This window comes from Methylocystis sp. SC2 (genome assembly GCF_000304315.1).
Lineage (GTDB): Bacteria > Pseudomonadota > Alphaproteobacteria > Rhizobiales > Beijerinckiaceae > Methylocystis.
In genome coordinates, this window is record NC_018485.1 from 1359691 (window position 1) to 1382348 (window position 22658).

The window sequence follows — 22658 nt, forward strand, 5'->3', positions numbered from 1 at the left end:
TCGCGCGGAACGCGCAGTCACGTCGCGCCGGCCCGGACGTTAAATTGCGGCCGCAAATAGCAAAGGGTGAAGATGCCGACCATCGCTCTCGTCGACGACGATCGAAACATTCTCACCTCAGTCTCCATCGCTCTGGAAGGCGAAGGGTATCGCGTCCAGACCTATACCGACGGCGCGCAGGCGCTCGACGGGCTGCGCGCCAACCCGCCCGATCTGGCGATCTTCGACATTAAGATGCCCCGGATGGACGGCATGGAGCTTCTGCGTCGACTGCGGCAGAAGTCCGACCTCCCGGTGATTTTTCTCACCTCCAAGGACGAGGAAATCGACGAGCTGTTCGGCCTGAAGATGGGGGCGGACGACTTCATTCATAAGCCCTTCTCGCAACGGCTGCTCGTCGAGCGCGTCAAGGCGATCCTGCGGCGCGCCAATCCCAAGGAGGCCGCGGCGCAGAAGGAATCCGAGGCCAAGGTCCTGGAGCGCGGCGCGCTCGTGATGGACCCTGAGCGCCACACCTGCACTTGGCGCGGCGATCCGGTGGTGCTGACCGTGACCGAATTCCTGATTTTGCAGTCGCTGGCTCAGCGTCCCGGCGTCGTGAAGAGCCGCAATGCGCTCATGGATGCGGCCTATGACGACCAAGTCTATGTCGACGATCGGACGATCGACAGCCACATCAAGCGCTTGCGCAAGAAGTTCAAGGTTGTGGACAATGATTTCGAAATGATCGAGACGCTCTATGGCGTGGGCTATCGATTCAAGGAAGCCTGAGTTCTCGCGGAGGGGACGCGAGATGGACGCAAGCATCGAGGGTGACGGCGACGTGACCGCCGTCGGCGACCCGGTCGCGGAAGCGCCGCCGCGTTCCGCGGTCCCGGCGGCAGCTCCGGCGCGCGACGCCGCGGCGGCGCGGGCGCGCCTGTGGCGGACAATCTCCATCCGCTTGGCGCGGGCGCAGCGAACCGTGCAACGAACTGTCCAGTCGCATCTATCGTCCTCGCTCACCCGACGCATCGTCGTTCTCAATCTTGGCGGGCTGGTCGCGCTGCTCGCCGGGTTCCTCTACCTCAACCAGTTTCGCGAAGGTCTGATCGACGCCCGCGTGCAAAGCCTGCAGACGCAGGGCGAGATCATCGCCGCGGCGGTGGCGGCCTCGGCGACGGTGGACACCGACGCCATCTCCATCGATCCGGAAAAGCTGTTGAAGCTCGCGCCGGGAGAGAGCGCGAGCGGCGCCGACGGCGGATCGCCGCTGGAGTTTTCACTCAATCCCGAACGCGTCGGGCCGCTGCTGCGGCGTCTGGTGTCGCCGACGCGGCTGCGGGCGCGCATCTACGACCGCGACGGCTTTCTGCTGCTCGACTCGCGCTCCGTCTCCGGCCGTTCGAACATTCTGCGCTTCGACTTGCCGCCCGCGGCCGGCCAGCCTACGACCCTCGACGCCTCCTCCTTCCTCGAAAGATCGCTGGAGTTTGTCCAACGGCTGTCGCATCGGCCGGAGCTGCCGCTTTACGAAGACATCGGCATGGGCAATGGCAAAGCCTATCCTGAGGTCGGCAGCGCGCTCGGCGGCCACATTCATTCGGTGGTGCGCGCCAACGCCAGGGGCGAAACCATCATTTCCGTCGCCGTTCCGGTTCAGCGCTTCCGGTCGGTGCGCGGCGCGCTGCTCCTCTCGACCATGGGCGGCGACATCGACGCCGTCATCGTCACGGAACGCTGGGGCATCATCCGCATCTTTCTGGTCTCGGCCGGCGTGATGCTGCTGATCTCGCTGTTCTTCACCAACACGATCACCGAACCGATGCGCCGCCTCGCCGAGGCGGCCGAGCGCGTGCGGCGCGGCGTGAAGTCTCGCCAGGAGATCCCGGACTTCTCGGACCGGCCGGATGAAATCGGCCATCTTTCCGGCGCGTTGCGCGACATGACGAAGGCGCTCTACAACCGCATCGACGCGATCGAGCATTTCGCCGCGGACGTCGCGCATGAACTCAAGAATCCCTTGACGTCTCTGCGCAGCGCCGTCGAGACGCTGCCGATCGCCAAGACCGAGGAGTCGCGCGACAGGCTGCTCGCCATCATCAAACATGACGTCGGCCGGCTGGATCGTTTGATCAGCGATATTTCCGACGCGTCTCGTCTCGACGCCGAACTCGCCCGCGCCGACATGGACGTGGTCGATCTCGCGGCGGCGCTATCGACCGTCGTCGACTTGGCGCGCGCCGTGGATCGCGGCGACCGCGTCAACATTCAACTGACCGTGCGCGCCTCGCCGCATGACGCGCCGCGCGGCCGCTGGCGCGTTCTCGGCAATGACTCGCGTCTCGGACAGGTGTTCAACAATCTGATCGACAATGGCCGGTCGTTTTCAAAGCCCGGCGGAGCCGTGCGCGTGCTGCTGTGGCCGGAGCGGGCTAAGGGGCCGGGAGGCCAGCAGATCGAGGGCTACGAGATCATCGTCGACGACGACGGCCCCGGAATTCCCGACGGCGCGTTCGATCGCATCTTCGAGCGTTTCTACACCGACCGCCCGGAACAGGGATTTGGCCAGAATTCCGGGCTCGGGCTCTCGATCTCCCGCCAGATCATCGAGGCGCATGGCGGACGCATCCGCGCCCTCAACCGCACCCGCGCACATCCGCAGGGCACTGACGAGCCCCGCCGCGGCGACGCCGTGCTCGGCGCGCGCTTCGTCGTCTGGTTGCCTTCGGCGCGATGACGCCGCCGCAAGCGTCCGACTATGTGCACGCCACCGCGCTGGTTCTCGGCGAATTCGGCCTGCTGCTGCGCGGACCGTCCGGCGCCGGCAAGAGCGCGCTCAGCCTGCAGCTTGTCGCCGACTGGCGGGCGCGCGGCGCTTTCGCGGCGCTTGTCGGCGACGACCGCGTCGCGCTCGAAGCGCGTCACGGCCGCCTGATCGCAAGACCGCACCCGTCGATCCGCGGCATGATCGAGGCGCGCGGTCTCGGGCTGTTACGCGTCCCTTATGAGCCGGCCTGCGTCCTGCGGGGCGTCGTTGACCTTCTCGCGTCCGGAGAGTCGCCGAAACGATATCCCGATGCGGACGAAGCAAAGACTCGGTTGAGCGGCGTGACGCTGCCGCGTATGTTCGAAAACGCCGCAAACGTCGGGGCGGCGGCGCGGATTGCGGCTTACATTCAGAATGTTGCGACAAATTGACGGAGCCTCGCTGTTTTCGCTTGCCTATTTCGCCGCGTTGCACAAAATGTCGCCCCTGTTGAGCGGGGCGATCACGGCGGGCGCAACGGCTCCTCCTGGGATGCAATTTGGCTCCGTTCGCCCTTGCGGGCCGACGCATTTTACGAGACATCGGCGCGCAAGAGACGTCTTCATGAGTGGTAGGGTCGTATGATCGGAATGGTCTTGGTGACCCATGGCCACCTTGCCACTGAGTTTCGCGCGGCGCTCGAACACGTCGTCGGACCTCAAAAGCAGATTGCGGCGATCTCGATAGGGCCCGAGGACGATATGGAGCGCCGGCGCGGGGATATCATTGAGGCGATCCGCGAGGCCGACAGCGGCGACGGCGTGGTGCTGCTCACCGATATGTTCGGCGGCACGCCCTCCAATCTTGCCATATCCGTAATGGATGGCGGAAAGGTGGAGGTTCTCGCGGGGGTCAATCTGCCGATGCTGATCAAACTCGCTTCGGTCCGCGATACGCAACCTTTGGAGCAGGCGGTGCTGCAGGCGCAGGACGCCGGCCGCAAATATGTTTACATCGCCAGCAAAGTGCTCAACGCAAAATGAATGACCTCGTGACCGATAAATTGCATCAGGCTGCGGCCGAAGACGTCTTGTCGCGGGAACTCGCGATCGTCAACAAGAAGGGGCTGCACGCCCGCGCAACCGCCAAATTCGTGCAGTGCTGCGAGAAGTTCGACGCCGTCATCACTGTTTCGAGAGGTGATGAAACGGTTGGCGGCAGCTCGATCATGGGCATTCTGACGCTGGGCGCAAGCCAGGGCGCGACCATCACCGTCACCGCGACGGGACCGCAGGCGAAGGCGGCCCTCGACGCGCTGGAGACGCTCGTCGCCCACCGCTTCGGAGAGGACGAATAGCGCGGCGCAAAACGCCGCCGCAAGCGAGCGCGCGCGAAAAACCCTGCACGCAGGCGGCCGGGCTCCATTGAGCGCGTCCGCCACGGTCGCCGCGTTAATTGAAGGCCTCGTGAAAGTCGCGATCCGTCGCAGTTTGCTGAACCCTCCCCTGCAGGCAGGCGTCGTCACATGTCCGTCTTTAAAGTTTACGTGCGGGTGCTGGGGCTTCTGCGTCCTGAGGCGCGGCTCGCGATCATCCTCGTTGCGGCCAATCTGGCGCTCGCCGTCTCCGCCTTCGCCGAGCCGATGCTCTTTGGGCGCATCATCGACCGCATGACGCGCGCGCAGGCGCCCGGCGCGACTTTGACATGGAGCGATCTGCTGCCGCTCGTGTCCGCCTGGGCCGCCTTCGGCCTGTTTTCGATCGGCGGCGCCATTCTCGTCGGACTCAACGCCGATCGTCTGGCGCATCGCCGACGGCTGGCGATCATGTCGGATTATTTTGATCACGTTCTCAGCCTGCCGCTGAGTTTTCACAGCAACGTCCACTCCGGACGTCTCCTGAAGATCATGCTCGATGGCGCGAACGCCATGTCGGGGCTGTGGCTGTCGTTCTTTCGCGAGAACTGCGCGTCCTTCGTTGCGCTCTTCGTGCTCTTGCCGGCGACGCTGTTCGTCAATTGGCGGCTCGGCTCGCTGCTTGTGGCGCTTGTCGCGCTCTTTTATTTCGTGACGAGCTTCGTCCTGCGACGCACGGAAGATCTGCAGGGCCAGGTCGAGCGCTACAATTCGACGCTCGCCGAACATGCGTCCGATGCGCTTGGCAACATTCCGGTGGTGCAGAGCTTTACCCGCATCGAAAGCGAGTCGCATGCGCTGAACCGCATCATCGATGACGTCATCGCGGCGCAGATGCCGGTTCTCTCCTGGTGGGCCTTCGTCGCCGTCGCCAGCCGCGCCTCGGCGACGCTGACGATTCTGGCGATTTTCCTGCTTGGCGTCTGGCTGCATTTGCGCGGACAGGCGACGATCGGCGAGATCGTCGCCTTCATGAGCTTTGCAACGATGCTGATCGCCCGCCTCGAACAGGCGGTCGGCTTCGTCAATGTCCTGTTCCAGCAGTCCGCGAAGATTGCGGAATTCTTCGGCGTGCTCGACACGCCGGCGAGCGTCGCCGATCGCCCGCACGCCCGCGACGCGGGGCGGCTTGTCGGCGCGGTCGAATTCGACCACGTCGCCTTTTCCTACGACGGGCGACGGCCGGCGGTGCGCGACGTGTCGTTTACGGCGGAACCTGGCGAGACGATCGCGCTCGTCGGCGCGACGGGCTCCGGCAAATCAACGACGCTCGGGCTCCTGCACCGGGCTTTCGATCCAGACAGCGGCGCGGTGAAAATCGACGGCGTCGACATCCGCGAATTCACGCTGAGTTCGCTACGCCGCAACATCGGCGTCGTCTTTCAGGAGCCGATGCTGTTTGCGCGGTCGATCGAGGACAATCTGCGCATCGGCAATCCCGACGCGAGCGACGAGGAGATCGCGCATGCGCTCGAACTGGCGCAGGCGACGGAATTCGTCGCGCATCAGAGCGACGGGCGGGCGACGCGCGTCGGCGAACGCGGCCGCTCGCTCTCGGGCGGCGAGCGCCAGCGGCTCTCGATCGCAAGAGCGCTGTTGAAAAACCCGCCGATCATGGTCTTCGACGAGGCGACCTCGGCGCTCGATGCGACGACCGAGCGGATGATCCAGAAGGCGTTGGAGGCGGCGATGAAGGGCCGCACGACCTTCGTCATCGCCCATCGGCTGGCCACCGTGCGCAACGCCGACCGCATCCTCGTCTTCGATCAGGGCGAGATCGTCGAGAGCGGCGGCTTCGACGAATTGGTCGCGAAGGGCGGTCGCTTCGCCATGCTAGCGGCGGCGCAGTTCATGACCGAGCCGACCGTTTCGACGACGCCGCTTGACGGGGTTTACGAAGCCGGCGCGCAGCAGCCGGCGGGGTGAGGATGCAAGCGCGCTGCGGAGAAGCAGGCCAGCGACGGATAACCGCGAATCAGTCGCAATAAAAAAGCCGCGCCCCTTTCGGAGCGCGGCCGCAGGCTTTCATAGCGATCTTCTTAGCGGATCACGTAAGGCAGCAGGCCCAAGAATCGGGCGCGCTTGATCGCCTGGGCGAGTTCGCGCTGCTTCTTGGCCGAAACGGCGGTGATGCGCGAGGGCACGATCTTGCCGCGCTCGCTGATGTAGCGGGACAGCAGGCGCGTGTCCTTGTAGTCGATCTTCGGCGCGTTGGCGCCGGTGAACGGGCAGGACTTGCGGCGGCGGAAGAAGGGGCGGCGCGGTGCGGTGCTCATTCGACCTCTCCTTCAACCTTGCCTTCTTCGCGGCGCGGGCGACGCTCGGGCCGATCTCCGCGGTCGCCGCGATCCCCGCGCTCGCCTCTATCGCCGCGCGGGCCGCGGCGCTCGCCGCGGTCGTCGTCTTCACGTTTGCGAAGCTGGGCGGAAGGACCCTCCTCCAGCTCGTCGACGCGCAGCGTCAGCACGCGCAAAATATCTTCGTTGATGCTCTGCTGGCGCTGCATTTCGGCGATCGCCGCCGGCGGCGCGTCGATGTTCATCAGGGTGAAATGCGCCTTGCGGTTCTTGTTGATCCGATAGGCGAGCGATTTGACGCCCCAATATTCGATCTTGCCGACCGTGCCGCCGAGCGACGTGATGACATTTTTGAACTGCCCGGTCAGAGCCTCCACCTGCTGGGGAGACACATCCTGACGGGCGAGATAGACATGCTCGTACAGAGGCATGGATTTTCGCCTTTCCGTTGCCGCGAGCCGCTCCGGCGCCAAGCCCTTCGAGCGATTCTTGGGGACCTGCCCCGGAAAGGCTCGAGAAGGAAAGTTCGAAGGCGGAGGCACGGGAAGACGGGAATAAACCCTCGCTCGTTGAGCTGCGCATATTCTTGTCCGAAAGCCGCATCGCACTTTTCGGGAATATGCGATCTCTGCATATTCTTGTCCGAAAACCGTTTTGCGCGTTTCGGGAATATGCGGTCTCTGCGCATATTCTTGTCCGAAAACCGCTTCGCACTTTTCGGGAATATGCGCTCGAGCGCTTCCGTTCAGCCCCCGGCCGGGAACGTCGCGATCGGCGGTTTATACGCGGCTTTAAGCAGGATGCAAGAGCGCAAGGCCTCGCGGCTTGCCGCAGGGCGGCTCGGCCAGTATGGTCGCGCCGTCAAGCCGCCGCCAGGAAGGACGAGATGACGCGGAAATTCCGAGTGTTCGCGCTGCTGGCGGCCCTCTCCGCGCTGCTGTCCGCCTGCGACAAATGCGGCGGCTTCCAGGAGCTCCGCGTTCCCGGCCAGCCCCACGCCTGCAGGGACGGCGTGGCGCGCTGACGCATTCCCCAGCCAGCGCAAGCCGTTTTAGAGTGTCGTCCTGACGATTAGGCGCGCCGGAGCCCCCTTTGCCGAACGCCAGCACCTTCCTCGACATGAAGCGCCGGGGCGAGAAAATCGTCGTCGTCACCGCCTATGACGCGCCGACCGCGCGCCTGGAGGTCGAGGCGGGGGCCGACATTATCCTCGTCGGCGACAGCGTCGGAGTGAATGTTCTGGGCTATGCGCATGAGCGCGAGGTGACGCTCGCCGACATGGCCCATCATATCGCCGCCGTGCGGCGCGGCGCGCCCGAGGTCTACATCATCGGCGATTTGCCCTATGCGACCTATGACACGGCGGAACAGGCGATCGAAAGTTCGCGACTCCTGCGCGAATCCGGCGCCGATTGCGTGAAATTCGAAGGCGCGCAACTCGACATCATGCGCGCCTTGACCGCGGCCGGCTTCGACGTGTGCTCACATCTGGGCCTCGAATCGCAGCATCACGACGTGAAGCGGCGCCAGGGCAAGACGGCGCAGGCCGCCGCGAAACTCTATGACGACGCGCTGGCGCTCGACGCCGCCGGACAGAAATTTGTGGTGCTGGAGCTCGTGCCGCAGGAGCTCGCGGCGCGGATCACGCAAGCGATCAGCGCGCCGACGATCGGCATCGGCGCCGGCGCGGCGACCGACGGACAGGTGCTCGTCGTCAATGATCTTGCAGGGCTCACCGCGCGTGAATTCAAGCACAACCGCCGCTACGGCGCCGTCGGCGCGGCGCTGCGCGAGGCCGTCGCGGCCTATGCGCGCGACGTGCGCGCCGGGCGCTTTCCGGGGGAGGAACACGCCTTTCATATGGCCGACGACGAACGCGCCGCCTTCGAGCGGGCGGCGGGTCTTAAGCCGCTCCGATGACGACGGGCGGCGCGCCGGCGAGACGCCGGCGCCACATGGCTTCAAACAGCGATTCCAGCGCGCGCGTGTAAGAACGGACGTCGAAAAGCGCCGTCGTCAGGCGATTGGCGGCGAGCTTTCCCCGCAGTTCGGCGTAACGCACGGGATCGCCCGCCAAGACCAGCGCGATCTCTAAATATTCGTCAAAATCCGCCGCGATCAGCTCCGGCATTCCGATCGCATGCAAGAGGCTCCCGGCCACGCGCGAGGGAAAGGTGTCGCCGGCGCAGGTCACGATCGGCACGCCCGCCCATAGCGCGTCGCTCGCCGTCGTGTGCGATCCGAAGGGCGCGGTGTCGAGCGCGAGATCGGCGAGTTGCAGGCGCGCCAGATGTTCGGCCTGCGGCAAATGCGGCGCGAAGATCATCCGCGCCGCGTCAATCCCGCGTCGGCGCATTTCATTGCGCAGATTGCCTTCCGCCAGCATCGCCGCCGAGAGCCACAGCACCGCGCCCGGCGTCGCCTCGAGCAGTCGCGCCCAAAGATCGAAGATGAAGGGCGTGAGCTTATAGGCCTGATTGAAGCAGCAATAGACGAAGCCTTCCGCCGGCAGACCGGCGGCGGCCCGCGACGGCGGCGCGCGCAGCGGCGTCCCGCGCCCGTGCGGCTGATAGGCGTGCGGCAGATAGGCGAAGGCTTCCGAATAGGCCGACGCCGACGACGGCGGCGTGACATAGCGATCGGTCACGATGTAATCGCACACGCCCGTTCCGAGCGTGCCGGGATAGCCGAGATAATTGACCTGAACGGGCGCGGGCCGCAGCATCATCACGCTGGTGCGCGCGCCATGAGTGAAGCCCTTGAGGTCGACCAGAATATCGACGCCATCCGCATTGATGAGGCGCGCGGCCTCAGCGTCGGTCAGCTGCGAAATATCGGCGAAAGCGTCGAAAGCGGCCCGCAGCCGGGTCCGCATCGCCCCCTCGACGCCGCAATAGCTATAAGCGCGGATCTCGAAGCGGGCGCGATCATGCGCCTCCAGCGTCTCGACGAGAAGATGCGCGGTCGCATGCTCGTGGAAGTCGTTTGACAGATAGCCGACGCGAATCCGGCTGCGGCGGGAAAGGTCGAAGCGCATGGCGAGGCTCGCGCGCAGCGGCCCCGCCGCCAAAAGCCGCGCGGCGGTCCAGCTCTCGGAACAGGCGCGCTGTTCGCCAGCGGTAATGCCGGGCTCCGACAGCAGGAGGAAGGGAGGCGTCGCCGGCCCGTCCGGCATGGCGAGCGCCGCCCGAATTTGCCCCGCGGCGGCGTCGAAATCGTCCCATTCGCACATGGCGCGGCTGCGAGATATGGATTTCATGGCGCCCTTTCGCGAGGGGCCAATCCGCACATCAGCCGGCCTTCGTGCGGGAAGCGATTTCCATGCCGCGCGCATGGTCATCGTGGCGAGTTGCCAGGACCGCCGCCGCCGCTAGAAGATATTCTCTTGCCGCGCCGCCATCCGGGCGGGCGATCCGCAACAAGGCTCATCATGACGTCCGCCACGATCTCGAAAGAAGCGCCGGTCGGACTCCTTCTCGTCAATCTCGGCACGCCTGATGCGCCCGACGCCGCGGCGGTGCGGCGCTATCTGGCGGAATTTCTATCCGACCGCAGGGTCGTCGACCTCCCGCGCGCGCTATGGCTGCCGATCCTCTACGGCGTCGTGCTCAACACCCGCCCGGCGCGCTCGGCGAAGCTCTATGAATCGATCTGGAACGTCGACACGGGCGAAGGTCCGCTGAAGACCTTCACCCGCCTGCAAGCCGAGAAGCTGCAGGCGCGGATGGGCGCTTCCAATCTCGTCGTCGATTACGCGCTGCGCTACGGCGCGCCGTCGATCGCGACGCAGATCGAGTCGCTCATCGCGAAAGGTTGCACGCGGATCGCGCTGTTGCCGCTCTATCCGCAATATGCGTCATCGACCACGGGCTCCGCCGCCGACGCCGCTTTCGACGCGCTGCGCAAGATGCGCAAGCAGCCGGCGCTTCGCATCGGCGCGCCCTATTACGACGACCCCGCCTATATCGACGCGCTCGCCGCCAGCGTCAGGCGCGCGCGCGCCGCGCTCGATTTCGAACCGGAGGTCATCGTCGCGTCGTTCCATGGCCTTCCGCAGGCGCAAATCGACCGCGGCGATCCGTATCGCGCGCACTGCGAAGCGACATGGCGGCTGCTCTGCGAACGGCTCGGCATGAACGGCCAAAGCCTGCGCCTCGCCTTTCAGTCGCGTTTCGGGCGCGCGCGCTGGATCGAGCCTTACACGTCCGACGTCGTGACCGAACTTGCCGGCGCCGGCGTCAAACGCATCGCCGTCGTCGCGCCGGGATTTTCCGCCGATTGCCTGGAGACGATCGAAGAGCTTGGCGTCGAAATCCGCGATCTCTTTCTTGAGAAAGGCGGCGAGAAATTCGCCCGCCTACCCTGTCTCAACGACAGCGACGAAGGCATGGCGCTGATCGAGACTCTGGCGAAGCGCGAGATTGCGGGGTGGATTTGATACGGATTCCGCGCGATCCGTTCTCTTGGACGGTGTCATTCCCGGCAGGCCGAAGGCCTGACCGGGAATCCAGAGCAAATTCAAGAATGCTGGTCTTGCTCTGGATTCCCGATCGCGCGCGTTGCGCGCGTCGGGAATGACGTCGGAGCGGCGCAAAGAGAATTCGTGTCCCGCGCCAATTGCCGACATTCGCGCGTTATCTTCGCGACAATTCGGTCAGCAATCCGCGCAGCGGCTGAAATTCGAAGCGCACCTCATGGCGCCCTTCCGGAATCGCAACGGCCCGGAACATCACATTGGCGCGCAAAATCGGCGCCTCCGCGCCATCGACGTGCGCAAACCACCACGGATGCCAGACGTCGTTCAACACAAGCCAGCCGCCGCCCGGAGGCGCGCTGACCGCCGCGACGACGCGGTCGTTCTCGTAGGAGAGGATTTTCGCCGTCGCCGGCGGCGCGTCCTTGCGCGTATGGCAGATCGGCGGCGTCTCCAGGAGCACCGTCTCGCGATAGTCCGCCTCCGGCCACTCGCCGCTCTGCATCATCGCCGCGAAATCGACGTGGATGGCGCAGGTTGCGAGCATGACGCGCGGCATGGCGCGAGGATTTTCGTAAATGTGAACGTCGCCGATGCGCGTGAGCTCGACGAAGTCGCCATGCTTGTAATTCTCGTCGATCTTTTCGATGGGCGCGCCGGTCGCGATAAATCGCAGGCCGAGCATGTCCGACAGGACCGAGCGATAGGCAGGATAGAGCTTGGAAAACTGGCGCTGCTCGGGAAGCGCGAGATGGTCTCCGGCGCCGGTTACGTCTTCGAAGAGCCGAAGCCGGATGGGATTGTAACCGAGATCATGATCGAAGCCGTGGACGAGCGACGCGTTCGGCCAATGGAAATCGATCGCCGCAAGTTCGACGCGGTCGCGACGATCCGGCGCCGCCGTTTCCTTGAGCTTGCCGCGCAGATAGGCGATCACCGGATCCTTGCCGTCGACCCGCAAGGCGTCGAACTGTTCAGGCGGCAAGGCCGTCGATTCATTGGGTCCATTGCCGATCGTCAGATCGACGCCCATCAGCATGGCGACCGCCGCGAGCAGATAGGGGCCGCCCAACAGCCTGTCGCGAGTCGCGAGGACAAGCGCGATGGCGAGCGCGGCAAACATCGCGCTTATCGCGAGCGGCCAGGAGGCCTGATTAAGATGGCCCTTGGCGGCCGCGACAAGCAGCGCGACCGCGAACAGCGCGGCGACGGCGCCGACAAGCCAAGCCGTGCGTGGCGTCGCCTCGCCGCGCTCAACGAGATTGAAGCCATAGCCCGCGAGAATCGCGAGCGTCGCGCCGAGCAAGAATGTCGCGTCGGCCGGCCGCCGCCAAAGGTCGACGCCCGGCAGATGATAGAAGAAGGCGAAGGCCGGCGTGTAGCGGCCCAGGGCGTAGAGCGCGAAAAACAGCGCGGCGGCGGCGAAGAAGCGGATTTCCTTATTCGACAGGAAGCGCCTGCCCAGCGACGCGAGCAACGATACGAGCGTCAGTTCGCCCAAGTAAACATTGGTCATGTTGCGCGCGAGGAATAGGTCGCGCTCTCCGACGGGGGGCCCCCAGAAGTTTTTAAGCGGACCGTCCGTTCCGAACATATTGGCGGAAATCAGCGTCCAGAAGGAGCCCGGCGGCAGCGAGCCCTTGAATGCGCCGTCGAGATCGATCTCGGGTCGGTTTGAATGCGCGGCGAGCTCCAGCGTGAACGCAAGCGGGACGACGATGATCGTCAGCCCCGTGAGCGCTCCGGCGGCGAGGGGCGCGACCGCGCTGAGTTTGGGCGATTCATCCGTCGCGACGCGATAGGCGGCGTAAGCGGACAGCATCAGCACGCCCAGAAACGCGACCTGGTCCCGTCCCAGCACCAGCAGCGCGGCGGCGGCGCCCGCCGCGGCGCCGTAGAGCGCCGACCGCCGATCGAGACCCCGCGCCAGCAGCCACAGCGTGACCGGCAGCCAGGCGAGACTCATGATCTGCCCGACATGCTGAATGCGCCACGCCGCCGAGCCGCCAAACGCGAATGCGAGAGCAGCCAGCAATCCTCCCGCGGCGCTCCAGCCGCGATCGCGAAAATAGGCGATGAGCGCAAGGCCGCCCATGGCCAGCATCGCGAAGACGATCGCGTCGGTCAGGACGAAGGACGGTTCGGGAACGAGCGCCGCCGCCAGCAGGAAAAACGGCGCGAAGATCAGCGATTGCGGATCGGCGATCTGCGGCATCCCCGCAAAGACGTGCGGCGTCCAGAACGGCGACTGGCCGCTGTGCAGGGCATGGGCGAGAAAGGCGAATTGCGGAAAAAAATGCGCCTTCGCGTCCCAGGGAATGGTGAGGCGCCCGGACAGCCAGGGAAAAGCGAGCGCCAGCGCGCAGACGAGGAAGAACGCCGCCGCGAGGGCGTAGGGCTGACCATCCGGGCGGCCGGCGTTTTTGCCGATTCGTTGCATGCCACAGTTCTAGCGGCTCCGGGCCATGGCTCAAAGCTGCGCTTCAGGCGCCCGCCTGAGGCCGAAGCGCGCAGCGAGCGCGTCGATGTCAACCGTCGCACGGCGCTTGTCATCCGATTCCAGCAGGAGGCGCAACCCCATGCCGCGCAGCATGTCGATAAAGGCGATGATATCGGGGTCGTCGGCGGTCCGTCCGAAGAGCGGCGCGAGCTGCTCGGCCACGCCGCGGGCGTGGGCGGCGAGCGTTGCGCGAATTTCCGCTTGGTCGCTCGCCTGCGCCACGACGCTTAAGAAGAAGCGCATCCTGTTGCGCTCGAACATGAGCGCGCGCACCGCTTCGACAGGATCGACGTCGCCGCCGATCGCACCGCGCTTGGGCTTATGCGCCTGAGCATGCGACGCTTCGAGCGTCGCGGCGAGCAAATCCGTCTTGCGTGGAAAATAATAGGTCAAATGCGACTGCCGCAGTCCGGCCGCGGCGGCGACGCGGGTTTGGGTCAGCGCGGAGACGCCTTCCTTCCTCAAGATTTTCAACGCGGCGTCCAGAATGCGCTGACGCGCGCTTTTTTCGACCATCGCCATAAGCGTTCATTCAAACCTTCGCCGCGCCAGCGTCCTATCAAAAAAAACGCGCCGCGGAAACGCCTCTGACGCTTGCGCTATATTTGGTAATATACCAATCTGGGTCGGCCACGCCGGCGTTGGAGAGGACTGATGAGATTTTTTCTGATTTTGACGTTTAGCGCGGCGGCGTGCCTGAGCGCGCGCGCCGACGACGGATCCGAGGCGGCGCGCCGCCTGCTTTTCGAAACATTCGACAAGCCCGAAACGCGCCTTTTCGTGGATGCTGTCGTCGTTGCGGGCGACTCCGCCGTCGCTGACTGGCGTCAGGGCGAACTCGGCGGCCGGGCGTTTCTGACGCGCAAGGGCGAGGCGTGGAGCATCGCGCTTTGCGCCGGCGACGCCCTAAAGGACCGCGCCACGCTTGAAAAGCTCGGCGTTTCGAAAGCGAACGCCGAGGCGCTTGCAAGGCGGCTGGCGGCCGAAGAGAAGCGGCTCTCGCCCGAGGTCGTCGAGCGTTTCTCCCGATTTGACGGCATGGCCGCCGTCGAGGCGGATGGAAGCCATTCGCCGTTCGATCCCCATCACAAGCCTATTCCCTGACTGTCGCGCACTGTTGCGCCGAAGCAACAGCGACCGAAAATGCGCCCGTCAGGCCAGCCGAAGCGTTGCCAAGACGTCATTTGGTAGATTACCAACAATCATGCTTGGCGCTCCGGGCGCCCCCTTTCACGCCTTCGGCGAGACGCAGCCACGAGGATCCGAGACAAGATGGCGGCCCTTGCGAGAACGCCTCGCTCGATGATTTTGCGGCGCATCGGGGCCCTTTGCATCGCGCTGCTTGTCGCGCTCGCGGCGGCGTCATCCTCGGCGCCGGCGCATCCCGCCCGTCCCGAGACGACCGCGCATTGTCTGGACACGCCTCAGCCGGCGCCGACGAAGCATCCGTGTGGCGGCGAGCAATGCTGCTTGCTGTGCGGTCACAGCCAGAAAGACCTGGTTTTTCCTGTTTTTGAGCCCGCTTCGGCCGCCATCGCCTATGCGCCGCCACGCGCCGCAAGCCGCGCGTTCCGCGCCGTTCGGGCGCCGCCTGTAAAAGGCGTCCGCGCACATTCGCGCGCGGCACCGCGCGCGCCGCCCCGCTTCTCCTGATCGCGACAGTCTTCCCTCAACGATCGCGCGGCGAGACGCCGCTCAGGAGATTTCCATGTTCCGGACCGGCTTGCTGCGCGGCGCCTGCGCCGTCGCCCTTGTTCTATCTTTCGCGGACTCGAGCGTTTTCGCGCAGCAGAGTCTGCCGACCATCGACATTGGCGGCGTCAGGTCGCGCGTCGCCGGACGCGGCGGCGGTCGCGCCCCGTCTACGGCCACCCCGCCGGCCGCCCCCGCCACGCCGACGCAAACCGGCGGCGGCGGCGGGTCGCTGACCGTGCCCTCGGTCGCCGAGCAGCGCCGCGAACTCATGCGCAACGTCGGCTCGGTCGCCTTCGTCGACGCCAATACGCCGGAGATTCAAACCCGCTACGTTCACGACCTGCGCGACGCGCTCAAGGACGTCCCGGGCGTCTATGTCGAAAGCCGCTACGGCCAGGAGCTGCGTCTGTCGATCCGCGGCTCGAATCTGACGCGCGACTTCCATCTGCGCGGACTGGAGCTGCTGCAGGACGGCATTCCGATGAATTACGCCGACGGCGGCGGCGACATGTATCAGATCGATCCCAAATATTTTCGCGCGATCGAAGTCCTGAAAGGCGGCAACGCCCTCGCCTATGGCTCCTCGACGCTCGGCGGCGCCATCAATTTCATCTCGCCGACCGCCTATACGGCGCTCGCGCCGAACATGGCGTCGCTCGAGGGCGGCAGCTATGGAACCGTGCGCGGGCAAGCGCAGATGTCCCGCATCATCGGCAATTTCGATTTCCTCATCAACGGCACGTTCACCCATGCCGACAATTACAGAAAACATTCGACGACAGACTACACGCAGCTCAACGGCAATCTCGGCTATCGCTTCTCCAACGATCTCGAGACGCGGTTCTATTTCGGCGTCTATGACACGTGGCAATTGCTGCCGGGGCAGCTCAATGAATTCGACGCGCGCAATGATCCGCGGCTGTCGCTGCCGCCGTTTCCGCCGGGCTTCGGAGCGGACGGCTTTGGCGCCAATCAGGCGCGAAACGTCAAGAATTGGCGTATTTCGAATAAGACCACGATCCTGAGCGAAATCGGCCGCATCGACCTCAACAGCTGGTACACGCATAATTATCTCTATCATCCGATCTTCGTGGTCATCGAACAGGAAGGCGGAACCTGGGGATTCACGCCGCGCCTCACCTCGAATTTCCTCGTCGACGGCCACCCCAATGAGCTCATCCTCGGCGGCCGCGTCTGGGGCGGATCGTCGAGCGATAATTGGTTCGACAATTACAATGGCATGCGGCTCAATCCCTATGGCGGGATCCCCGCCAATTTCGCCAGTGCGCAGTTCTCCTTTCCACCCTATTCGTTCAACGGACTCGCGCAATTTGGCGCGGCGAATTCGTGCTTCGGCTTCTGCGGCCTGTTCATCAATCCCGGATTGGATCCGCGTCTGCGCAACAACCGCGCGACGGCGCTCAATCTCGAAGCCTATTTCGAGAATCGCCTGCACATTGCGCCGCAGCTCATCTTCATGTTCGGCGCCAAGCTTTTCGCCGATACGCGCCGCTATGCGGTTCTCGGCGGCATTCCCTTCGAGCCGGTTCCCGGCGTGTCGGACAAGGTCTACCGCGGCATCGTGCCGAAGGTCGGCCTGATGTTCGAGCCGACGCCGGACATTCAATTCTTCGCCGACATGACCGGAAGCCGCGACGTGCCGGACTTCATCGACCTCACGCAAGGCGTGTTTCCGCCGCCGCGCGACGGCACGACCTTCACGCCGCTCGCGGCGCAGAAAGCCTGGACCGGCGAACTGGGGGCGCGCGGCGGATGGGACCGCTACACCTGGGACGTCACCTTCTACCATTCGGAACTGCAGGACGAATTGCTGAAGTTCACCACCAATCCCGGCCTCGGCATTCCGGCGACGACCTTCAACGCGAAGCGCACCATGCACCAGGGCGTCGAATTCGCGGCGAGCGCCGAACTCTTGCGCGACATTTTCGCGCCGGATGCGGGCGACGCGCTGAAGCTGTCGCAGGTCTGGACCTGGAACGACTTCCGCTTCGTCGGCGATCGCGACTTCGGCGACAATACGCTGGCCGGCATTCCGCGCCACGTCTTGCGCACCACGCTGTCCTATTGGCGGCCGGCCGATGGCCTGTATTTCGCGCCGCAGATGGATTGGGTTCCGGCGGGCGCTTACGTCGACTACGCCAATACGCTGCAGGCGCCGGGCTATGTCTTGCTGGGCGTCCAGGCGGGCATGAAGCTGCCCTACGGTCTCTCGTTCTTCGTCGAAGCGCGCAATCTGACCAATCGCCACTACATCAGCGACGTGACGACGATCGTCGACGCCCGCGGTCTCGATCCGCGGGTCTTCTATCCGGGCACGGGACGCGTGATCTACGGAGGCCTAAGGCTCGCCTTCTAGCGGCGCTTGGGCGATCGGCGAGGCAAGCCATATATAGGGCTGGCGCGCCGGCCGCCTTCGCCGGTCCGATGAAGGATAGCGCTTGTCGATTCACGCGACGCCGGAAAATCTCGCCGCTACGCGGACAAGCGCGCCGATGCTGCGCGTCGAGGGGCTGCGAAAATCCTATCCGACGCCGCAGGGCCGCACTCCCGTGCTGCGCGGCGTGGACTTCACGCTCGCCGCCGGCGCCAGCCTGGCGCTGACCGGCGAATCCGGCAGCGGCAAGAGCACGCTCCTGCATCTGGTCGGCGCGCTCGACGACGCCGACAGCGGCGAAATCATTCTCGACGGCGTCGCGCTGACGCGGCTGTCGGAACATGCGCGGGCCGCCATCCGGCGCGAAAGGATCGGCGTCGTCTTTCAGCAGTTCAATTTGATTCCGAGTCTGACCGTTTGCGAAAACCTGGGCTTCCAGGCGCGACTGGCGGGGCGATACGATCCGGCGTGGCAGGAAGAGCTCACGGCGCGTCTTGGTCTTGCGACGCTCGCCGCCCGCTATCCTGAGGAACTGTCCGGCGGACAGCAGCAGCGCGTCGCCATCGGCCGCGCGCTGGCCGTGCGCCCGAGGCTTCTGCTCGCTGACGAACCCACCGGCAATCTCGACGAAGCGACCGGCGACGCCGTCATGGCGCTCGCCCTCGACCTCGTCGCCGCGACCGGCTGCGCCTTTCTTATGGCGACGCACAGCGAACGGCTTGCGGCGCGGCTGCAACGGCGCGTGCGGCTGGAAACCGGTCTTCTGGCGACGCAATGAGAGAGATGCTCTGGACGCTGGCCGCGCTGATCAGCCACTGGCGCCGACGGCCGGGCAATCTCGCGACGCTCGCGCTCGGCCTCGCCATCGCCACGGCGCTGTGGAGCGGCGTGCAGGCGCTGAACGCTCAGGCGCGCAACAGCTACGACGCCGCGGCGAACGCGATTTCGGGCGGCGGCGCGCGCACGCTCGTCGCCGCGCGCGGCGGGCTGTTCGATCAAGACCTGTTCGTGAAGCTGCGCCGCGCCGGCGTCGACGTCTCGCCGGTGCTGGAAGGCGCAGTCCGAATCGGAGAGAAGAATATTCGGATCGTCGGCGTCGAGCCGGTGTCGCTGCCGCGCGCTTCGCCAATCGCGCATAGGCGAAGCCGCGCTGACGTTCTGGAAGAATTCTTCTCCGGCCCGGGCCGCGGCTTTGCCGCCCCGCAGACCCTGCGCCGGCTGGATCTTCTAGAGGGCGCGCAGCCGCGAACCGAGCGCGGTCGGCTGCTGCCGCCGCTTGCGGCGCTCCCCGAAGCGCCGCCCGGCGCAATCATCGTCGACATCGGCGTCGCCCAGCGCCTGCTCGATCGCCCCGGAAAACTCTCGCGCCTCGTCATCGCCGACGAGGAGGCGTTCGACAAGGCGCGGCTTAAGCCGATCGCCGGCGATGCGCTGCGGCTCGTCGCGCCGAACGATGACAGCGATCTGGGCCGTCTGACCGACAGTTTTCACCTCAATCTCACCGCCTTCGGCTTTCTTGCGTTCCTGGTCGGGCTGTTCATCGTGCACGCCGCTTACGGCCTCGCCTTCGAACAGCGACTGCCGACCCTGCGCACCTTGCGCGCGCTCGGAGTTGGGCCGCCCCATCTCATCGCGGCGATGGCCTGCGAAATCGCGATCCTGACGCTCTTGGCGGGCGGCGCGGGCGTCCTCGGCGGTCACGCGATCGCGCAGGCGCTTCTGCCGGATGTCGCAAAAAGTCTCGAGAGCCTCTACGGCGCGCAAATCTCCGATCGCCTTGCGCTCGATGCGCGTTGGTGGCTCTCCGGCCTCGCGATGGCGGGCGCCGGCGCGGCGCTCGCGGCGGCGAGCGGCCTGACGAAAGCACTGCGGCTGCCGGCGCTGTCATTCGCGCGTCCCATGGCCTGGCGCGGCGCGCATCACCGCTATTTGCGACGGCAGGCCGCGCTCGCGGCGCTCGCCCTTGTCGCGGCGGCTTGCGCCTATAGCTTCGGCGAGGGGCTCGCGTCAGGCTTCGCGATCATCGGCTTGGCGCTTCTCGCCGCCGCTCTCATTCTGCCGGTCGGCCTCGCCGGCGCCCTGGCGCTCGGCGAGCATTTCGCGCGCCGGCCGCTCGCCCGCTGGTTCTTCGCCGACGGACGCCAGGAAATTTCCGGTCTTTCGCTTGCGCTGATGGCGCTGCTGATCGCGCTTGCGACCAATATCGGCGTCGGCGGCATGGTCGAGGGCTTTCGCCAGACCTTCGATCGCTGGCTCGACGCGCGCCTCGTCGCCGAGATCTATTTCGAAGCGGCGACGCCCGCCGATGCGCGCGACATCGAGGCGTGGGCGCGCACCCAGCCCGACATCGCCGCGATCCTCCCCGTCTGGCGCGCGAAGACGCGCGTCGGCGGATGGCCCGTCGATGTCGTCGGCATGACGCCTCACCAAACCTATACGGCGCATTTTCCGCTGATCGACGCCGCGCCGGACGCATGGACGGCGCTGCACGCCCAGGACGCCGTCCTCGTCAGCGAACAATTGGCGCGCCGTCTTGGTCTGACGGTCGACGAAACCCTCGACATTCCGACGTCGGGGCAAGACTGGCCCGCGCGCATCGTCGGGGTCTTTCCGGATTACGGCAATCCGAAAGGCCAGCTGCGCATTGATCACGAAAAGCTGAAGCGCTCTTTCGACGACGCCTCCGGCGTGCATTACAGCCTGCGCGTCGATCCGGGCGCCACGGCGCGCGTCATCGACACCATGCAGCAGCGCTTTGGCGGAAAAATCGCGCGCATCGTCGATCAGGGCGAAGTCAAAGCCCTGTCGACGGAAATCTTCGAACGCACATTCGCCGTGACGACGGCGTTGAACACGCTGACGCTGATCGTATCCGGCGTCGCGCTCTTCGCCAGTCTGCTGACGCTCAGCGACATGCGGCGCGCCCGCATCGCGCCGGTCTGGGCGCTGGGCGCGACGCGGCGAAAGCTGGCGGCGCTGGAAATGGCGCGGGTTTTGGGGTTCGCCGCCGGCGCCGCGGCTTTCGCGATCCCTCTTGGGCTGTTCATGACCTGGTGCCTCGTGGCCATCATCAATGTCGCCGCCTTCGGATGGCGACTTCCATTTCATATGTTTCCGGCGCAATGGCTTGTGGTTTCCTGCATCGCGCTCGGGGCCGCATTCTTTGCGGCGCTTATTCCCTTCGCGAGGCTTGCGCGCGTTTCGCCGACCGAACTGCTTAGGGTCTTCTCCAATGAACGCTAAGGCCTCGAACGGTTCTCCCGAACGACGCTCGGCAATGTCGAGGCGATCGGCGCTGCTTCTCGCGCTGTCGTCGAGCGGCGCGTTGGCGCAAGGCTTCGGCGGTCTTGGCGCGACGGCGCCGGGGTTCGCGATTCCCCGACCCGGAACGCCGCTCGTCTTCCCGAAAGACCATGGCGCGCATCCCGATTTTCGCACCGAATGGTGGTACGTCACCGCAAATCTAAACGGCGACGACGGCGCCTCGTACGGCGTCCAATGGACGCTCTTTCGCTTTGCACTGGAGCCGAACGCGGCGCGGGCCGGCTGGGACGACCGCACCATCTGGATGGGCCATGCGGCGGCGACGAGCGCCAGCGACCATCTCTTCGCGCAGAAATTCGCCCGCGGCGGAATTGGCCAGGCGGGCGTCGCGGCTTCGCCCTTTCGCGCCTTCATCGACGACTGGGCTTTGGAAACGCGCGACAGTTCTGCGGATTCGGGAATAGAGCGGCTGCGCGTTTCGGCGGGCGACAGGAATTTCGCCTATGCGCTCGATCTCACAGCGACGGAGCCGGTCGTATTGCAAGGCGAAGGCGGCTACAGCCGCAAGTCCGAGGCCGGCCAGGCCTCCTATTATTACAGCCAGCCGTTCTTTACGGCGGAAGGCGCGTGGTCGATGAACGGACGCAAAATCCAGGTCTCCGGCCGCGCCTGGATGGATCGCGAATGGTCGAGTCAGCCGCTAAGCCCTGATCAAAAAGGCTGGGACTGGTTTTCGCTGCACCTCGAGGGCGGCGCCAAGCTGATGCTGTATCGCATGCGCAGCGTCGAAGCGCCGTCGTTTCTCTTTGGAAATTGGATCGACGCCGACGGCGCGACGTCGATGCTCGCGCGCGGCGACATCGTCATCGAGCCTCTGGAAACGACACGCATCGCCGATCGCGACGTGCCGATTCGCTGGCGCGTGAAGATCAAGAGCCGCGGGGTCGACGTCGAGACGCGGCCGCTCAATCCGAGAAGCTGGGTGGGAACCGATTTTTCCTATTGGGAAGGTCCGATCCGCATGACCGGTTCGCACAGCGGCGAAGGCTATCTCGAAATGACCGGCTATTGACGCTCCGCGGCTACGCGAAGACGTTAGCAAAAAAGCCCCTCGTCTCTCGCAGCTTCTTCAAATGTACGGCGGCGAGCTCCGACAGGCGCCGCTCGCCCGCACGCGTGATGACGACGAGCGAACGACGGCGATCGGTCGGGTCGGTCTTTCGCCGGACAAGCTTCGCCTGCGCGAGGCGCGACACGAGTTCCGCCGCGCTGTGATCGCGGATCATCAGCTGCTCGGCGAGTTCGCCGACGCTGATGTGTTTAGCGCCGCGATAGGTGCGCACCACCAGCAGCGCCTGATACCACTGCACGGTCACGCCATGGTCCGCGGCGACCTGTTCGCTGAAGGCTAAGAACCTTCGCAAGGCGATGCGAAATTGCGCCAACGCGGCCAGGTCGTCTTCACTTGGCGCCTTGCGCGGGGTCCCTTGCGGCTGATCGCAGAGAGTCAAATGAAACCCCTTACTTCCCGAGTCGTTCTCGCGCTGGGCGACTCATTTGGAGTGAAGTAATAGTGCGCGCGCCGCGCCAACGGGTCAATTCTGGTCCGCGTCGAAGCGCGCTTTATAATTGCGCGATGAAGCTCGTCAATCCTTGCAAGACAAGCGTCGGGGCGCGGCGGCGACTCCTCCCGCGCAAGCGGCGGGCGACGCCCTGCGGTCCGGCGACGGCGCCTGCGCCATAGGACGGATTTTGCTCATGCGTCTGGAATGCGGCATCGCTTCTCTCGCGAAAGGACTCCGGCGCCTCGAATGGAATGAGGTCATGGACAAAGTAGACAGGCTTATATCCGATCGCGCTGTGAGCCGGCGCATATACAAGCTCCGATCGA

General features: G+C 65.4%; 20 protein-coding genes. 14 read left to right on the top strand and 6 right to left on the bottom strand.

From position 1 onward, the window contains the following. The first annotated feature begins 72 nt into the window (after positions 1-72). The 6 genes from BN69_RS06510 (at position 73) to BN69_RS06535 (ending at position 6068) form a co-directional block, all read left to right on the top strand. Positions 73-771 carry a response regulator transcription factor gene (locus tag BN69_RS06510; RefSeq protein WP_014890774.1) on the top strand — a complete coding sequence of 233 codons (699 nt, stop codon included), beginning with the start codon at positions 73-75 and terminating at the stop codon, positions 769-771. Between the two features lie 22 nt (positions 772-793). After that, the gene (locus BN69_RS06515) at positions 794-2719 is read left to right on the top strand and encodes a sensor histidine kinase (RefSeq protein WP_014890775.1); all 1926 of its coding nucleotides are present in this window, start codon (positions 794-796) and stop codon (positions 2717-2719) included. After that, on the top strand, positions 2716-3180 hold the full coding sequence (locus tag BN69_RS06520) for an HPr kinase/phosphorylase (protein ID WP_014890776.1): 465 nt from the start codon (positions 2716-2718) through the stop codon (positions 3178-3180). The genes BN69_RS06515 and BN69_RS06520 overlap by 4 nt, the downstream gene beginning before the upstream one ends. A gap of 189 nt (positions 3181-3369) precedes the next feature. Then, complete coding sequence (locus BN69_RS06525) at positions 3370-3771, top strand: PTS sugar transporter subunit IIA (protein ID WP_014890777.1); 402 nt, start codon at positions 3370-3372, stop codon at positions 3769-3771. Continuing rightward, positions 3768-4085 carry an HPr family phosphocarrier protein gene (locus BN69_RS06530; RefSeq protein ID WP_014890778.1) on the top strand — a complete coding sequence of 106 codons (318 nt, stop codon included), beginning with the start codon at positions 3768-3770 and terminating at the stop codon, positions 4083-4085. Before BN69_RS06525 ends, BN69_RS06530 begins: the two co-directional genes overlap by 4 nt. Before the next feature lie 168 nt (positions 4086-4253). Next, a complete protein-coding gene (locus BN69_RS06535; RefSeq protein WP_014890779.1) occupies positions 4254-6068 on the top strand; it encodes a glucan ABC transporter ATP-binding protein/ permease in 1815 nt (604 codons plus the stop codon). A 113-nt stretch (positions 6069-6181) separates the two neighbouring features. On the opposite strand, the gene rpsR is transcribed toward BN69_RS06535, so the two are convergent. Both rpsR and rpsF read right to left on the bottom strand, forming a co-directional pair. After that, the gene (gene rpsR / locus BN69_RS06540; protein ID WP_014890780.1) at positions 6182-6418 is read right to left on the bottom strand and encodes a 30S ribosomal protein S18; all 237 of its coding nucleotides are present in this window, start codon (positions 6416-6418) and stop codon (positions 6182-6184) included. After that, the gene (gene rpsF / locus BN69_RS06545) at positions 6415-6870 is read right to left on the bottom strand and encodes a 30S ribosomal protein S6 (protein ID WP_014890781.1); all 456 of its coding nucleotides are present in this window, start codon (positions 6868-6870) and stop codon (positions 6415-6417) included. The genes rpsR and rpsF overlap by 4 nt, the downstream gene beginning before the upstream one ends. A 455-nt stretch (positions 6871-7325) precedes the next feature. Between rpsF and BN69_RS19560 the strand changes: the two genes are divergently transcribed. Further along, complete coding sequence (locus BN69_RS19560; RefSeq protein WP_170162538.1) at positions 7326-7463, top strand: hypothetical protein; 138 nt, start codon at positions 7326-7328, stop codon at positions 7461-7463. Positions 7464-7531: 68 nt separating this feature from the next. Further along, positions 7532-8359: a 3-methyl-2-oxobutanoate hydroxymethyltransferase gene (gene panB, locus BN69_RS06550; protein ID WP_256364810.1), complete on the top strand. Its 828-nt coding sequence runs from the start codon at positions 7532-7534 to the stop codon at positions 8357-8359. Here the strand turns inward: panB and BN69_RS06555 are convergent. Further along, positions 8343-9698 (bottom strand): O-linked N-acetylglucosamine transferase, SPINDLY family protein, encoded by a 1356-nt coding sequence (locus BN69_RS06555; RefSeq protein WP_014890783.1) that lies wholly within the window; start codon positions 9696-9698, stop codon positions 8343-8345. The two genes, panB and BN69_RS06555, sit on opposite strands and share 17 nt — an antisense overlap. 171 nt (positions 9699-9869) lie before the next feature. Here BN69_RS06555 and hemH point away from each other — a divergent pair, with 171 nt between their 5' ends. Then, complete coding sequence (gene hemH, locus BN69_RS06560) at positions 9870-10877, top strand: ferrochelatase (RefSeq protein ID WP_014890784.1); 1008 nt, start codon at positions 9870-9872, stop codon at positions 10875-10877. Between the two features lie 196 nt (positions 10878-11073). Here the strand turns inward: hemH and BN69_RS06565 are convergent, their stop codons facing one another. Both BN69_RS06565 and BN69_RS06570 read right to left on the bottom strand, forming a co-directional pair. After that, positions 11074-13353 (bottom strand): membrane protein, encoded by a 2280-nt coding sequence (locus BN69_RS06565; RefSeq protein ID WP_014890785.1) that lies wholly within the window; start codon positions 13351-13353, stop codon positions 11074-11076. 30 nt (positions 13354-13383) lie between these two features. After that, positions 13384-13929, bottom strand: a complete 546-nt coding sequence (locus tag BN69_RS06570; protein ID WP_051013398.1) for a TetR/AcrR family transcriptional regulator — start codon at positions 13927-13929, stop codon at positions 13384-13386. A 138-nt stretch (positions 13930-14067) separates the two neighbouring features. Here BN69_RS06570 and BN69_RS06575 point away from each other — a divergent pair, with 138 nt between their 5' ends. From BN69_RS06575 to BN69_RS06600, 5 genes are all read left to right on the top strand, one after another. Continuing rightward, a complete protein-coding gene (locus tag BN69_RS06575; protein ID WP_014890787.1) occupies positions 14068-14517 on the top strand; it encodes a copper uptake system-associated protein in 450 nt (149 codons plus the stop codon). Positions 14518-15121: 604 nt separating this feature from the next. Continuing rightward, the gene (locus BN69_RS06585; protein WP_014890789.1) at positions 15122-17485 is read left to right on the top strand and encodes a TonB-dependent receptor family protein; all 2364 of its coding nucleotides are present in this window, start codon (positions 15122-15124) and stop codon (positions 17483-17485) included. A gap of 82 nt (positions 17486-17567) precedes the next feature. Next, positions 17568-18281 carry an ABC transporter ATP-binding protein gene (locus BN69_RS06590; protein WP_014890790.1) on the top strand — a complete coding sequence of 238 codons (714 nt, stop codon included), beginning with the start codon at positions 17568-17570 and terminating at the stop codon, positions 18279-18281. Then, the gene (locus BN69_RS06595) at positions 18278-20746 is read left to right on the top strand and encodes an ABC transporter permease (RefSeq protein ID WP_041926836.1); all 2469 of its coding nucleotides are present in this window, start codon (positions 18278-18280) and stop codon (positions 20744-20746) included. Before BN69_RS06590 ends, BN69_RS06595 begins: the two co-directional genes overlap by 4 nt. A 34-nt stretch (positions 20747-20780) precedes the next feature. Beyond that, positions 20781-21839, top strand: a complete 1059-nt coding sequence (locus BN69_RS06600; RefSeq protein ID WP_014890792.1) for a lipocalin-like domain-containing protein — start codon at positions 20781-20783, stop codon at positions 21837-21839. A gap of 10 nt (positions 21840-21849) precedes the next feature. Here BN69_RS06600 and BN69_RS06605 read toward each other — a convergent pair whose 3' ends face one another. Continuing rightward, positions 21850-22278: a MarR family winged helix-turn-helix transcriptional regulator gene (locus BN69_RS06605; protein ID WP_041926837.1), complete on the bottom strand. Its 429-nt coding sequence runs from the start codon at positions 22276-22278 to the stop codon at positions 21850-21852. Positions 22279-22658 lie beyond the last annotated feature (380 nt).